At 70.5% G+C, this 13958-nt stretch carries 15 protein-coding genes; 13 read left to right on the plus strand and 2 right to left on the minus strand.

The features are described 5' to 3' along the window. Positions 1-24: 24 nt before the first annotated feature. The 4 genes from BGO91_RS02580 (at position 25) to BGO91_RS02595 (ending at position 5149) form a co-directional block, all read left to right on the plus strand. Entirely contained in the window at positions 25-1134 is a 1110-nt protein-coding gene (locus BGO91_RS02580) for a histidinol-phosphate transaminase (protein WP_290471312.1), read from the plus strand. Positions 1135-1138: 4 nt separating this feature from the next. Further along, positions 1139-2278, plus strand: a complete 1140-nt coding sequence (pdhA, locus tag BGO91_RS02585; RefSeq protein WP_290471313.1) for a pyruvate dehydrogenase (acetyl-transferring) E1 component subunit alpha — start codon at positions 1139-1141, stop codon at positions 2276-2278. Between the two features lie 401 nt (positions 2279-2679). Continuing rightward, on the plus strand, positions 2680-3654 hold the full coding sequence (locus tag BGO91_RS02590) for an alpha-ketoacid dehydrogenase subunit beta (protein WP_290471326.1): 975 nt from the start codon (positions 2680-2682) through the stop codon (positions 3652-3654). Between the two features lie 25 nt (positions 3655-3679). Beyond that, positions 3680-5149, plus strand: coding sequence for a dihydrolipoamide acetyltransferase family protein (locus BGO91_RS02595; protein WP_290471314.1), 1470 nt, complete (start codon positions 3680-3682; stop codon positions 5147-5149). Positions 5150-5269: 120 nt separating this feature from the next. Here BGO91_RS02595 and BGO91_RS02600 read toward each other — a convergent pair whose 3' ends face one another. Both BGO91_RS02600 and BGO91_RS02605 read right to left on the minus strand, forming a co-directional pair. Continuing rightward, positions 5270-6712 carry an APC family permease gene (locus BGO91_RS02600; protein ID WP_290471315.1) on the minus strand — a complete coding sequence of 481 codons (1443 nt, stop codon included), beginning with the start codon at positions 6710-6712 and terminating at the stop codon, positions 5270-5272. A 66-nt stretch (positions 6713-6778) separates the two neighbouring features. After that, positions 6779-7876 carry a Zn-dependent alcohol dehydrogenase gene (locus BGO91_RS02605; protein WP_021758108.1) on the minus strand — a complete coding sequence of 366 codons (1098 nt, stop codon included), beginning with the start codon at positions 7874-7876 and terminating at the stop codon, positions 6779-6781. A gap of 124 nt (positions 7877-8000) precedes the next feature. Between BGO91_RS02605 and BGO91_RS02610 the strand changes: the two genes are divergently transcribed. The 9 genes from BGO91_RS02610 to rpsN all read left to right on the plus strand — a co-directional run. Continuing rightward, positions 8001-9146 carry a CdaR family transcriptional regulator gene (locus BGO91_RS02610; RefSeq protein WP_290471316.1) on the plus strand — a complete coding sequence of 382 codons (1146 nt, stop codon included), beginning with the start codon at positions 8001-8003 and terminating at the stop codon, positions 9144-9146. Between the two features lie 97 nt (positions 9147-9243). Beyond that, positions 9244-10152 carry a zinc ABC transporter substrate-binding protein gene (locus BGO91_RS02615; protein WP_290471317.1) on the plus strand — a complete coding sequence of 303 codons (909 nt, stop codon included), beginning with the start codon at positions 9244-9246 and terminating at the stop codon, positions 10150-10152. After that, positions 10149-11009, plus strand: a complete 861-nt coding sequence (locus BGO91_RS02620; RefSeq protein WP_290471318.1) for an ABC transporter ATP-binding protein — start codon at positions 10149-10151, stop codon at positions 11007-11009. The genes BGO91_RS02615 and BGO91_RS02620 overlap by 4 nt, the downstream gene beginning before the upstream one ends. Continuing rightward, entirely contained in the window at positions 11006-11893 is an 888-nt protein-coding gene (locus BGO91_RS02625; protein WP_290471319.1) for a metal ABC transporter permease, read from the plus strand. The genes BGO91_RS02620 and BGO91_RS02625 overlap by 4 nt, the downstream gene beginning before the upstream one ends. Before the next feature lie 6 nt (positions 11894-11899). After that, entirely contained in the window at positions 11900-12289 is a 390-nt protein-coding gene (locus tag BGO91_RS02630) for a Fur family transcriptional regulator (protein WP_179702593.1), read from the plus strand. Positions 12290-12312: 23 nt separating this feature from the next. Next, complete coding sequence (locus BGO91_RS02635; protein WP_290471320.1) at positions 12313-13050, plus strand: NYN domain-containing protein; 738 nt, start codon at positions 12313-12315, stop codon at positions 13048-13050. Positions 13051-13321: 271 nt separating this feature from the next. Beyond that, positions 13322-13558, plus strand: coding sequence for a 50S ribosomal protein L28 (gene rpmB, locus BGO91_RS02640; protein WP_021760156.1), 237 nt, complete (start codon positions 13322-13324; stop codon positions 13556-13558). Continuing rightward, entirely contained in the window at positions 13558-13725 is a 168-nt protein-coding gene (gene rpmG, locus BGO91_RS02645) for a 50S ribosomal protein L33 (RefSeq protein WP_021760158.1), read from the plus strand. The genes rpmB and rpmG overlap by 1 nt, the downstream gene beginning before the upstream one ends. 2 nt (positions 13726-13727) lie before the next feature. Continuing rightward, a partial coding sequence (gene rpsN, locus BGO91_RS02650) for a 30S ribosomal protein S14 (RefSeq protein WP_290471321.1) occupies positions 13728-13958 on the plus strand: 231 nt, incomplete at its 3' end.

Here is a 13958-nt window from a genome sequence, read left to right on the forward strand (position 1 = left end):
TGCGGGCGCGACTAAGTTGGTCAGGTGACTTCCGAAGACGCGCTCGGCGTGAAGCTCCGGCCCGAGATCGTGGCGGTCCCCGCCTACCGGCAGGGACGGGCCGCACCGGCGGACGGCTTCAAGCTGTCCAGCAACGAGAACCCGTACCCGCCGCTCCCCTCGGTGGTGGAGGCCGTGGCCGCCACCTTGAGCGAGCTCAACCGCTACCCCAACGCCGGCGGGGCCGACCTGCGGCTGCGCCTGGCCGAGCGGCACGGCGTCGACGTCGGGCAGGTGCACCTGGGCAGCGGCTCGGTCGCGCTGCTCGCGCAGCTCATCTCGGCCGCGGCGGGCGTCGGCGACGAGGTCGTCTACGCGTGGCGGTCGTTCGAGGCCTACCCGGGACTGGTGACCGTGGCGGGCGCGACCAGCATCCAGGTGCCGAACCGCGCCGACGGCGGCCACGATCTGGCGGCGATGGCGGCCGCGATCACCGAGCGGACCCGCGTCGTGATCGTGTGCACGCCGAACAACCCGACCGGGCCCGTCGTGACCGCGGACGAGTTCGAGACGTTCATGGCGTCGGTGCCGGGCGACCTCCTGGTGCTGCTGGACGAGGCCTACTACGAGTTCGTCACGGACGACGGCTCGGTGGACGGCATCCCGCTGCTCTCGCGCTACCCGAACCTCGTCGTGCTGCGCACGTTCTCGAAGGCCTACGGCCTGGCCGCGCTGCGCATCGGCTACGCGGTGGGACCGGTCGCCGTGCTGGACGCGGCCCGCTCCGCGGCGATCCCGCTGTCGGTCACCGACGCGTCGCGCGTCGCGGCCATCGCCTCCATCGAGGCCGAGGACGAGCTCATGGAGCGCGTCGCTCGCGTGGCGATGCGGCGCGACCGGCTGCGGGATGCGCTGGTCGAGCAGGGCTGGGTCGTCCCGCAGGCGCAGGGCAACTTCGTCTGGCTCGCGACCGGAGCGCAGACGGAGGCCGCGAACGACGCCTTCTTCGATGCCGGGCTGACCGTGCGTGCATTCGCCGGCGAAGGCATCCGGATCAGTGTGGGAGAGCAGGAATCTGTGGAAAAACTCCTTGAGGTGGCCGCCGATCTTGTGCGGAACCTACCAATTGACCACCCCGCCAAGCGGTTAGGTTAGAACGGTGGTTGCGACGAACGATACTCCGCGCCCGGCGAACACCGTCCAGCTGCTGACGGCTGACGGCCGGTTCCAGCCGAGCGACGCGGCCGGCGAGTACCTCCCCTATCTGGAGCGTCTCGACGAAGACGACTACCGCCGCTTCTACCGCGACATGGTGCGCGTGCGGGCCTTCGACATCGAGGCGGCGAACCTGCAGCGCCAGGGCCAGCTCGGCCTGTGGGTGCCGAGCGTCGGGCAGGAGGGCGCCCAGGTCGGCTCCGCCCACGCGGCGAAGCCCCAGGACCACCTGTTCCCCTCCTACCGCGAGCACGTGGTCGGGATGGTGCGCGGCATCGACCCCGTCGGCATCCTCGCCCTGCTGCGCGGCGTCACGCACGGCGGCTGGGACCCGACCGACCCGGCGGTGAACAACTTCCACCTCTACACGCTCGTGATCGGCTCGCAGACGCTGCACGCGACGGGCTACGCCATGGGCATCAAGTTCGACGGTGCCGTGGGCACCGGCGACCCGGAGAAGGACGCCGCCGTCATCGCCTACTTCGGCGACGGCGCGACGAGCCAGGGCGACGTGAGCGAGGCGTTCGTCTTCGCCGCGAGCTACCAGACCCCGCAGGTCTTCTTCCTGCAGAACAACCAGTGGGCCATCTCGGTGCCGGTGTCGACGCAGTCGCGCACCCCGCTGTACCTGCGCTCGAGCGGCTTCGGCATCCCGGGTGTGCAGGTGGACGGCAACGACGTCCTCGCCTCGTACGCGGTCACGGCGAAGCACCTCGACGACGCCCGCAACGGCGAGGGCCCGAGCATGATCGAGGCCCTGACCTACCGGATCGGCGCCCACACGTCGAGCGACGACCCGACGAAGTACCGCACCGACGAGGAGACCGCCTACTGGGCGGAGCGGGACCCGATCCTGCGCTTCCAGACGTTCCTGGAGCAGCAGGGCATGGGGCAGGCGTTCTTCGACAGCGCCGAGGAGGAGGGGGCCGACCTGGCCGCCGACGTGCGCAAGCGCACCCTGCAGCTGGGGCCGCCGCCCATCCAGTCGATGTTCGACAACGTCTACAGCGAGCCGCACCCCGTCATGGAGGAGCAGCGGCGCTGGCTCGAGGAATACGAGTCGTCCTTCGGAGGTGACGCGTGAACGAGGTGCGGAGTGATGCCGAGTACGTGGAGGCCGAGCTGATCGACGGTCACGAGGGGCAGCAGGCGAACGACGCCTCGAGCGAGCCGCAGGCCGACACGGAGGCGATCGACGTGGTCGAGATCGTCGAGAGCGACCCCGACGCGCGCGTGCTCGAGCAGCACGTGGCCGAGCAGGAGTGGACGCGCGAGTTCTCGATCGACGACGTGAGCGCGGCGGATGTCGCGGCCGAGGCGTCGGCGGCGTCGGCGGACGAGCAGCCCGCTGAGGCGCTCGCCGCCGGGGAGGCGGAGATCGGCGGCGACGCCGGAGCCGCCGCAACGGACGACGCGGCGGTCGCCGACGGTGAGCAGGAGGCCGCGATCGCGACCCCGGCCGCACCGGCAGCCCCCGAGGAGCCCGTGCAGAACCTCCCCCTCGTCAAGGCGCTCAACGCCGGACTGCGTCGCGCGCTCGCCGACGACCCGAAGGTGCTCATCCTCGGTGAGGACGTCGGCCCGCTCGGCGGCGTCTTCCGCGTGACCGAGGGCCTGCAGAAGGAGTTCGGCCCGCAGCGCGTCGTCGACACCCCGCTCGCCGAGGCCGGCATCGTCGGCACCGCGATCGGGCTCGCCATGCGCGGGTACCGGCCCGTCGTCGAGATCCAGTTCAACGGATTCGTGTTCCCCGGCTTCGACCAGATCACGACCCAGCTGGCCAAGATGACCAACCGCCACAGCGGGGCCGTCTCGATGCCGATCGTGATCCGCATCCCGCACGGCGGCCACATCGGCGCCGTGGAGCACCACCAGGAGGCCCCGGAGGCGTACTTCGCGCACACCGCCGGCCTGCGGATCGTGGCGCCGTCGACGCCGCACGACGCCTACTGGATGATCCAGGAGGCCATCAAGTCGGACGACCCCGTGATCTTCTTCGAGCCGATGAGCCGCTACTGGCCCAAGGGCGAGGTCGACCTGGTCGAGAACGACACGCCGCTGCACGCCAGCCGCGTCGTGCGCACCGGCACCGACGTGACCGTGGTCGCCTGGGCGGGCATGGTCAGCGTCGCGCTGCGTGCCGCCGAGATCGCCGCCGAGGAGGGCCGGAGCATCGAGGTCGTCGACCTCCGCTCCCTCTCCCCCGTCGACTACGGCCCCCTCGTCCAGTCGGTGCAGAAGACCGGTCGCCTGATCGTCGCGCAGGAGGCGCCGGGCAGCGTCTCGGTCGGCTCCGAGGTCGCGGCGACCGTCTCCGAGCGGGCCTTCTACTCGCTGGAGTCGCCGGTGCTGCGCGTGGCCGGATTCGACACCCCGTTCCCGCCGGCGAAGCTCGAAGAGGTCTACCTCCCCGACGCCGACCGCATCCTCGAGGCCGTCGACCGCGCGCTCGCCTACTGAGCGCGCCAACCGAAAGAAGTCGCACATGAGCGAGTCCCAGTTCCTGCTGCCCGATGTGGGCGAGGGCCTGACCGAGGCGGAGATCGTCTCGTGGAAGGTCGCACCGGGCGAGCCCGTCGCGGTCAACCAGGTGATCGTCGAGATCGAGACCGCGAAGTCGCTCGTCGAGCTGCCGTCGCCGTTCGAGGGGACCGTCGGCGAGCTCCTCGTCTCCGAGGGTCAGACCGTCGAGGTCGGCACCCCGATCATCACCGTGACCGGGGAGGCCGCGTCCAGTGAGCCCGCCGCCCCGGTGAGCGAGGTGGCGGAGGCCGCCGCCGACGCCGCGGCCAGCGTGTCGCACGAGGTGGACGAGCCGAAGCCGGGCGCGGTGCTGGTGGGCTACGGCTCCGCGGGCCACGGCACCAGCCGTCGGCGCCGCGTCACCCACCCGGGCACGGCCGCCCTCCCCGTCGCGACCCAGGCCCCGGCCGCGCCGGTCGCTGCGCCCGCTCCCGCGGCTCCCGCACCCACCGCTCCCCAGGCCGCTCCCGCCTCCCCCGCGCCTGCGGCCCCGGCCCCGGTCGCTGCGCCCGCCTCCGTGCCGGCGCCGCCGAGCGCCCAGGCCCCCGCCGGGCACGCGGTCTCGACCGGTGCGCCCGTCATCGCGAAGCCGCCGATCCGCAAGCTCGCCAAGGACCTCGGCGTCGACCTCACCACCGTCACGCCGACCGGTCCGATCGGCGACGTGACGCGGGACGACGTGCTGCGCGAGGCGACCCAGGCGAGCGTGTTCCGCAACATCCAGACCCCGGAGTGGCCGGACGACCGCGAGGAGCGCATCCCGGTCAAGGGCGTGCGCAAGGCCATCGCCAACGCGATGACCACGAGCGCGTTCAGCGCCCCGCACGTCAGCCTCTTCGTCGACGTGGATGCGACGCGCACGATGGAGTTCATCAAGCGCCTCAAGAACTCGGCCGACTTCGTCGGCATCAAGATCTCGCCGCTGCTCATCGTGGCGAAGGCGATCATCTGGGCGGTGCGCCGCAACCCGACCGTCAACTCCACGTGGACGGACGAGGAGATCATCATCCGCCACTACGTGAACCTCGGCATCGCCGCGGCCACGCCCCGCGGCCTGATCGTCCCGAACGTCAAGGAGGCGCAGAGCATGACGCTCCTCGACCTCGCGAAGTCGCTCGAGCAGCTCACCCTCACCGCGCGCGACGGCAAGACCCCGCCGTCGGACATGGCGGGCGGCACGATCACGATCACGAACATCGGCGTCTTCGGCATGGACACGGGCACGCCCATCCTGAACCCGGGCGAGGTCGGCATCGTGGCGCTCGGCACCATCAAGCAGAAGCCGTGGGTCGTGGACGGCGAGGTGCGTCCGCGTTACGTGACGACGGTCGGCGCCTCGTTCGACCACCGCGTCGTCGACGGCGACGTCGCCTCGCGCTTCCTCGCCGACGTGGCCTCCATCATCGAGGAGCCGGCGCTCCTGCTCGACTGAGCATGCGCCGCGCCTCCCGCCGCACCTCAGCGGCCGGACAGCGAGAAGCCCCGCCCGGGACCGTGAACGATCGACCGGACGGGGCCTCCTCGGTGGGGGATACCGAGGTCTCGCGAGACGTCAGCCGATGCCCTCCAGGACGTCGGTCTCCGTCGAGCCGATGGCGTCGATGACGTCCGGCCGGTTCTTCTTCACCCACGCGTAGCGGCCCACGCCGGCGATGACGGCGACGAGGAACAGCAGGGGGATGATGTTGAGCGGGAAGGCGGGGATCGGGACGACGTTCACCCAGAACACGTACGCCATCCCGCCGACGGCCACGACCACGCAGGGCCAGACGAGCCAGTTCTTGATGCCCATGCGGCGCAGGAAGATCGGGGCCGCGATGGCGACGGCCGCGTAGGCGACCATGTAGCCGAACGTGCCGAAGGTGTCGACCCACACGAGGACGTCGTTCGCGTCGACGCCGAACAGGTAGAGCACGACGGGGACGAGGATGACCAGCGGTGCGAAGACGAGCAGCGCGCGGTGCGGGGTGAGCAGCTTGGCGTGCGTGGTGCCGAGGTACTTCGGGGCGACGCCCTCCTTGCCCATCACGTACACGATGCGGCCGATGACGTTGAGCGGGGCGACGACGACGGCGAAGAACGACGCGGCGATGCCGAGGTTCAGGATGGGGTTGAACCAGCTGGGCAGGCCAACGATGGTCGCGATGTCGTCGAGCGGGCTGACCGAGGAGCCGAGCTTGTCGCCCAGCACCACGACCTGCGTGTACGCGGCGAAGACGTAGAGCACGCCGACGCCGAGGGCGCTCCACATGATGGCGCGGGGGATGGCCTTGAACGGGTTGCGGGCCTCCCTGCCGAGTGCGTCGGCGCTGGAGAAGCCGACGAAGCCGAGGATCGCGAGCACCATGCCGATCGCGACGCCCTGCGGCTCCACGCCCTCGAGCGAGAACTGCGACGGGTCGAACGCGGCCGGGCCGGCGTTCGCCAGGGCGATGACGAGCAGGATCGTGATGATCGTGACGGAGACGATCTCGAGCACCAGGGAGACCCGGGCCGAGACGCGCACGCCCCACACCGTGAACAGCGCGGCGAGGCCGCCCAGCACCACCGCGATGAGGACCTGTCCGGCGACGCCGCTGATCCCGACGCCGACCTGGTTGAGGAACGCGCCGAAGTGGATGACCGCACCGCTCAGCGAGCCGGCGGCGATCCCGAAGCAGCCGATCACCAGGGTGAGCCCGGTGAGGAAGGCACCGAACGGACCGAGGCCGGCCGCCGCGTAGTTGTAGAGCGAGCCGGCGGAGGCCCGGCGCTTGGCGAACTGCGAGATGCAGTAGCCGACGGCCAGGATGACGACGGTCGCGAGGGCGAACGACAGCCAGGTGCCCTTGCCGGCCGTGACGAAGATCGCGGCGGCGGTGAAGGCGATGACGGCGGAGGGGGCGATGTTGGCGATGGCCTGGGCGACGAGCTCGGCGCCGCCCATGGCGCCACGCCGCAGGCCGCTCTCACTCGCGCCCGGGCGCGCCGGGGTGGTGGTTTCGGTCGAAGACAACGGTGTCCTGCCTTTCGGGGGGAAGAGGACGGGGGAAGGGTGCGTGAGAAGGGTGGGGCGGGGTGCTCAGGGGATGAGCAGGGTGCGCAGCGCGGTGCCCTCCTGCAGGGCGTCGAGCGCCTGCTCCGCCTCGGCGAGCGGACGGCGTCCGCTGACGAGCAGGTCGAGCTCCAGGTCGCCGTCCATGTAGCGGTCGACGAGCGCGGGGATGTCGATCGACGGCCGCACGCTTCCGTAGTTGGAGCCGAGGATGCGCTGGTCGGCCTCCGCGAGCACGAGCGGCTCGAACGAGGCGCGGGCGCCTGTCGGGGGCAGGCCGACGATGACCGCGGCGCCGCCGAGGCCGAGCATGCGGATGGCCTGCTCGGTGGTGGCGGTGTTGCCGATGGCGTCGAAGGCGTAGTCGACGCCGTCGGGGAGGATCTCGTGGAGCGCCTCGACGGCGTCCTGCTTGGAGGCGTCGATCTCGTCGGTGGCGCCGAGGCGGCGGGCGAGCGCCGTCTTCTCAGCGCGGACGTCGACGGCGACGATGCGCGAGGCGCCGGCGAGGCGGGCGCCCTGGATGACGGAGAGGCCGACGCCGCCGCAGCCGATGACGACGACGATGGAGCCGGGCTCGACGGCCGCGGTGTTGGTGACGGCGCCGACACCGGTCGCGACGGCGCAGCCGACGAGGGCGATGACGTCGAGCGGAGCATCGTCGCGCACCTTGATGGCGCCGGAGGCGGGCACGACGGCCTCCTCTGCGAACGACGAGACGCCGAGGTAGTGGTGCAGGGGCTCGCCGTCGATCGACAGGCGCGAGGTGCCGTCCTGCAGCACGCCGTTGGGGGCGACCACGTTGGCGGCGACCTGGCAGCGGGCCTCGTGCCCGGCCAGGCAGTATCGGCACTCGTTGCAGGGGGCGACCCAGGAGAGCACGACGTGGTCGCCCTCGGCCAGGGTGGAGACGCCGGGGCCGACGGCGGTCACGACGCCGGAGCCCTCGTGGCCCATCACCAGCGGCGACGGGGCGTCCCACTCGTTGCGGCGCACGTGGAGGTCGGAGTGGCAGACGCCGGCGGCCGCGATGCGCACCCGCACCTCCCCAGCGCCGGGTTCGGCGAGGTCGACGTCGGTGTACTCGATGGAGCTGTCGGTGCTGTCGAAGACGATGGCTTTCACTGCGGGTTCCTCAAGGGTTCGGGGCGCGTCATTACGATGGTGGAAATGCTATGAGCCGTGCTCAGCACCGGATACCCGCCGTTTCGTCCACCCCGCGGCCGTGCGCACGCCGAAACGTCATCCCGTGCCCACGAGCACGGAGGAGAGGAAGGTCATGGACGCCGACGCCGCGACCTCCCCCATCGTCGACGCGGCGGAGGCGCGACTGGTCTCCAGCGGCATCATCTCCCTGACCCTGGCGGCGCGCCGCGGCGGAACCGAGGGCGTCGTGACGACCCTCTCGCGCCTCCTGAACGGCTGGGCCGTGCTGGTGGATCGCTACGGCGAGCCGATCGCGGCGGTCGGCGCGGGCCGCATCCACATCGACGACGCCATCACCGCGGCGACGCAGCGCAGTCGCCGTCAGCGCAATCCCGAGCTGCAGACCTTCCCGGTCGGGCGGGCGGAGGATCCGCGCGCGACGCTGGTCGTCTCTGCCCGGCGCGGGGCGACGAGCCGCACGCGCGACCTGTCGACCCAGGCCGCCGCGCTGCTCGACCTCACCTACTTCCCGAAGCGGGACGCGCGTCTCGAGCAGCTCGCCCGGCAGGACGTCGTGGAGGTGCTGCTGAACGCGCCCGCGTCGCTCGCGCGCTCGGTCGCCTCCCGCTGGGGACTCACCGGGAGCGAACTGGTGGTCTGCATCGTGAAGTCGCGCTCGCGCGCGGTCGTGCTCGAGACGAAGGCGCTCGACTGGCTCGAGGAGCTCGAACTGCCGCCGGTCGCCGGGATGCTGGACGGCGACGTGGTGGTCGTGATCGCACCGGAGGCCGTGCCCGCGTGGATCGAGCGCGTCGTCGTCGCGGCGACGACCGAGCTCGTGCCCGTGCGCTGCGGTGTCAGCGCTCCGGCCGCTCTCGGTGCGCTCGCCGAAGCGCGGTCGCAGGCGGTGCGCGCGGTCGGTGTCGCGCTGGCGGACGACCGCCCCGCCGTGGAGTTCGCGCGCATGGCCAGCGTCGCGGAACTGCTGCGCGCCCTCCCTTCGTCCGCCGTCACCGCCCTCGTCGAGCCGCTGCGGCCGCTCGCCGCGGAGGCCGACGGGCAGCTGCTGGAGTCGCTCCGGGTGTTCCTCGCCGAGAACGGCAGCTGGGAGGCGGCGGCCACGCAGCTCGGCGTGCACCGGCACACCCTGCGCAACCGGATGCAGAAGATCGAGGAGCTCACGGGGCTCTCGATGACGAGCGCCGAGGACCGGGCGCTGGCGTGGCTGGCTCTGCAGGCGCGGAGTTGATTTTGACAATCATTCTCAACAAGGCGTAGTTTCGTAGTGGCCCGACACCGGTGCCGCTCACACGACACAGCAACGCAGACTTAGACAGGTCCCGCTCATGCAGAAGCGCCCCCTCCTCGCGATCGCCCTCACGGCCGCCGCGGCCCTCGCCCTCACCGGCTGCTCGGCCGCCTCCTCCGGCTCCTCCACCGACGACGGGAAGGTCCGCATCGTCGCCAGCACGAACGTGTACGGCGACATCGCCTCCACCATCGCCGGCGATGCGGTCGACGTCACCTCGATCATGGACGACCCCGCCCAGGACCCGCACTCGTTCGAGGCGAGCGCGCAGAACCAGCTCGCCATCTCGAAGGCCGACATCGTCATCGAGAACGGTGGAGGCTACGACGACTTCGTCGGCACCATGCTCAAGGCGGCGCCGAACGACAAGCGCACCGTCCTGAACGTCGTCGACATCTCCGGCAAGAAGGCCGTCGACGGCGAGCTCAACGAGCACGTCTGGTACGACTTCCCGACCGTGCAGAAGCTGGCGGACCGCCTGGTCGCCGCGCTGTCGAAGGCCGACCCGTCGCAGGCGTCGACCTTCACCGCGAACGCGAAGTCGTTCGGCGAGAAGCTGACCGCGCTCGAGAACCGCACCGCCGAGCTCAAGACGACGTACGCGGGCGAGGGCGTCGCCATCACGGAGCCCGTCCCGCTCTACCTGCTGGAGTCCGCCGGGCTCGAGAACAAGACCCCCGAGGCCTTCAGTGAGGCGATCGAGGAGGGCACCGATGTCTCCCCCGCCGTGCTGCAGGACATGCTCGGCGTGATCCAGGGCGGCTCGGTGAAGCTGCTCGCCTACAATGAGCAGACCAGCGGCCCCGAGACCGAGAAGGTCCTCGCCGCTGCCAAGCAGGCCGGCGTCCCCGTCGTGCCGGTGACCGAGACCCTCCCGAGCGGCAAGGACTACATCGGCTGGATGAACGCGAACATCGACGCCGTGGCCAAGGCACTCGGGGAATGACCGAACCTCTCGCGCGGGTCCCCGCGCCCACCGATCGGGGTGTCGTGCTGCAACTGCGCGACGCCTCGCTCGGCTTCGGCGAGCGGACCCTGTGGAGCGGTCTCGATCTCGACGTGCACGCGGGCGAGTTCGTCGCCGTGCTCGGCCCGAACGGCTCGGGCAAGACCAGCCTGCTGCGCGCCATCCTGGGCCAGCAGCGCCTCGACGGCGGTTCGATCACCTTCGACGGGCACCCCGTGCGCCGTGGGGATCGCCGCATCGGCTACATCCCCCAGCAGAAGCTCATCCCCGCCGGGACGCCCATGCGCGCGAGGGATCTCGTGCGACTGGGTGTCGACGGCCACCGCTGGGGGTTCCCCCTGCCCAGCCGCGCCGACCGCGCCCGCACCGACGAGCTCATCGACGCCGTCGGCGCCCGCCGCTACGCAGACGCGCCCGTCGGCTCCCTCTCCGGCGGCGAGCAGCAGCGGCTGCGCGTCGCCCAGGCGCTCGCCGGAGACCCGGCCATGCTGCTCTGCGACGAGCCCCTCCTCTCCCTCGACCTGCAGCACCAGCGCGGCGTCAGCGAGCTGATCGACCGGCGCCGGCGCGAGAACGGCAGCGCGGTCGTCTTCGTGACGCACGACGTGAACCCGGTGCTCGGGATGGTCGACCGCGTGCTCTACCTGGCCGGCGGCCGGTTCCGCACCGGCACCCCGGACGAGGTGCTGCGCAGCGAGGTGCTGACGGATCTCTACGGGACCCCCGTCGACGTCATCCGCAGCCGCGGGCGCATCGTCGTGGTCGGCATCCCCGACTCCGAGACGCACGCCCACCACGCTCACACCACCGCACCGCACCCGGAGCCGGCCCCATGATCATGCACCTCGCCGCCTCGGGCGACCTCTGGTCGCAGCTGTTCTCGTTCGCCGACTACGGCCAGCTGCTCGCGCTCGTGAAGAACTCGATCTTCGCGGGCGCCGTGCTGGGCGTCGTCGGCGGCCTCATCGGCGTCTTCGTCATGCAGCGCGACATGGCGTTCGCCGTGCACGGCATCAGCGAGCTCTCGTTCGCCGGAGCCGCCGCGGCCCTGCTCTTCGGGGCGAACGTCGTGGTCGGCTCCCTGTTCGGCTCCCTGATCGCCGCCGTGCTGATCGGCCTGCTCGGGGCGAAGGCCCGCGACCGCAACTCGATCATCGCGGTGCTCATGCCCTTCGGGCTGGGCCTCGGCATCCTGTTCCTGGCGCTCTATCCCGGCCGCAGCGCCAACAAGTTCGGCCTGCTCACCGGCCAGATCGTCTCGGTCGACGACCCGCAGCTCGGCTGGCTGATCGGCATCGGCGTCGTCGTCCTGATCGGGCTGCTGCTCATGTGGCGCCCGCTCACCTTCGACAGCCTGGACGCCGACGTCGCCGCCGCCCGCGGCATCCCGACCCGCTTCGTCGCGCTCGCCTTCATGGTCCTGCTCGGCCTCGCGGTCGCCGTGTCCGTGCAGATCGTGGGCGCACTGCTGGTGCTCTCGCTGCTCGTCACGCCCGCCGCGGCGGCGATGCGCGTCTCGTCGTCGCCGATCAGCGTGCCGGTGCTCAGCGTCGTCTTCGCGCTGGTCTCGGTGGTCGGGGGCATCCTGCTGGCGCTCGGGAGCTCGCTGCCGATCAGCCCGTACGTCACCACCATCTCCTTCGTCATCTACGTCGTGTGCCGCCTGATCGGCGTGCGGCGGGAACGCGGTTCACGGCGTCTCGTGAGCCAGGCGGGCTAGCCTGAGATCGTGAAGCGCAACACCTGGCAGCGGGAGGCCGTCCGAGAGGCCCTGACCTCGACGGAGGGCTTCATCAGCGCGCAATCGCTGCACCTCAGCCTCCACGAGACCGGCTCCCCGATCGGCCTCGCGACCGTCTACCGCGCGCTCGCCGACCTCGCGGCCGAGGGCGACGCCGACTCCCTGCAGTCTCCCGAGGGCGAGAGCCTCTACCGCGCCTGCACGGGCGGCCACCACCACCACCTGATCTGCCGCAACTGCGGTCTGACGGTCGAGATCGAGGCCGACGCCGTCGAGGAATGGGCCCGCGCGGCGGCCGCCGCCCACGGCTTCACGCAGGCGCAGCACGTCGTCGACGTCTTCGGCCTGTGCGAGAACTGCTCCGCCCTGCACTGAAATGTGATCACTAGACTCGATGAATGCGCATCGGGGTCTATGTCGACGGGTTCAACCTCTACTACGGTGCGCGCAAGCATTGCGGTCGCGGCACGCCTGGGTGGCGCTGGCTCGATCTCCGGGCGTTGGTCGAGCCGATGGCGGGATGGCAGGGGTCCTGGCTCGCGCGAATCGTGTACTGCACGGCGCGCGTCGATCCGGCCGAGAACCGCAGCGGCAGTGTGGATCAGACCGCCTACCTGGAGGCGCTGGCCGAGGCGCGCTCCGTCGACGTGATCGCGGAAGGCCGCTACGTCTCCTGGGCGAAGGAAGAACCGCTGGTCAACGAACCACGCGGAACGTTCCGTCCGACGGTCTATCGACACGACGGCGAGACCTGGGATGGCAGACTGCCGCTGCGGAGCGTCGAGACGACGGAGGGCGACGCGAATCGTGTGATGGCGACGGTGCAGAAGCGCGAGGAGAAGGGGTCGGACGTGAATGTCGCGTCTCACCTTCTGTTCGACGTCCTGACCGGAGCCGTCGACGCCGCGATCGTCGTCACGAACGACTCCGACCTGGAGTTGCCGCTCCGGATGGCCAGGGAGCACGTTCCGGTGGGCACCGTGAATCCCTCCACGAACCCGACGGCCGGCGCGCTCAAAGGCCGACCGGACGATGGTGTCGGCCGGCATTGGTGGCGCCGTCTGACCGCAGCGGATTATCGCGCGAGCCAGCTGCCGGAGGCTGTGGGGCGTCTCCGGCGACCTCCCGGATGGTGACCCGGACAAAGAAAAGACCCGCCCTCACGTGGAGGAGCGGGTTGGCTTCTCCAGTCTAGTAGAGAGTTTCAGTTTCAGGAACAGAAACTCGAAGCTCCGCCGGATTTGCCAGCGCCCCGGGCGTGTCGTAGAGTTGTTCTTTGGCTGAGTGGGCTCCTCCTGCTCAGATCGCGTACGAACCCCTCACACCCTTCCAAGCGTGGGGAAGTCGTGCGCCGACAAGTGACCTTGGGTGAGGCCGTCCGGCCTCACGGTATTGGAGAAGAAAGCAATGGCAGCAGTGTGCCAGGTGACGGGAGCCGTTCCAGGCTTCGGTCACTCGATCTCGCACTCGCACCGTCGCAACAAGCGCCGGTTCGATCCGAACATCCAGAAGAAGACGTACTACGTTCCGTCGCTTCGCCGTAAAGTGACCCTCACCTTGAGCGCCAAGGGCATCAAGGTCATCGACGCCCGTGGCATCGAGGCCGTCGTCAAGGACCTCCTGGCCCGTGGGGAGAAGATCTAATGGCAAAGCAGCAGGACATCCGTCCGATCATCAAGCTCCGTTCGACGGCGGGCACCGGTTACACCTACGTGACCCGCAAGAACCGTCGCAACAACCCTGACCGTCTCGTGCTCAAGAAGTACGACCCCGTCGTGCGCAAGCACGTCGACTTCCGAGAGGAGCGCTAAACATGGCCAAGAAGTCCAAGATCGCCAAGAACGAGCAGCGCAAGGTCGTCGTCGAGCGCTACGCCGCCCGCCGCGCCGAGCTCAAGAAGGCTCTCGTCGACCCGAACGGCTCCGACGAGTCCCGCGAGGCCGCGCGCCTCGGCCTGCAGAAGCTCCCCCGCGACGCTTCGCCGATCCGCGTCCGCAACCGCGACGCCGTCGACGGCCGTCCGCGCGGAAACCTCAGCAAGTTC

Source organism: Leifsonia sp. 71-9 (assembly GCF_001898805.1).
Taxonomy (GTDB): domain Bacteria; phylum Actinomycetota; class Actinomycetes; order Actinomycetales; family Microbacteriaceae; genus Leifsonia.

Bases quoted from the DNA above. Each gene is read 5' to 3' on its own strand.
- BGO91_RS02635 (WP_290471320.1), top strand. From the start codon at position 12,313: ATGCGCATCGGGGTCTATGTCGACGGGTTCAACCTCTACTACGGTGCG.
- BGO91_RS02595 (WP_290471314.1), top strand. From the start codon at position 3,680: ATGAGCGAGTCCCAGTTCCTGCTGCCCGATGTGGGCGAGGGCCTGACC.
- rpmG (WP_021760158.1), top strand. From the start codon at position 13,558: ATGGCAAAGCAGCAGGACATCCGTCCGATCATCAAGCTCCGTTCGACG.
- BGO91_RS02615 (WP_290471317.1), top strand. From the start codon at position 9,244: ATGCAGAAGCGCCCCCTCCTCGCGATCGCCCTCACGGCCGCCGCGGCC.
- rpmB (WP_021760156.1), top strand. From the start codon at position 13,322: ATGGCAGCAGTGTGCCAGGTGACGGGAGCCGTTCCAGGCTTCGGTCAC.
- BGO91_RS02625 (WP_290471319.1), top strand. From the start codon at position 11,006: ATGATCATGCACCTCGCCGCCTCGGGCGACCTCTGGTCGCAGCTGTTC.
- BGO91_RS02620 (WP_290471318.1), top strand. From the start codon at position 10,149: ATGACCGAACCTCTCGCGCGGGTCCCCGCGCCCACCGATCGGGGTGTC.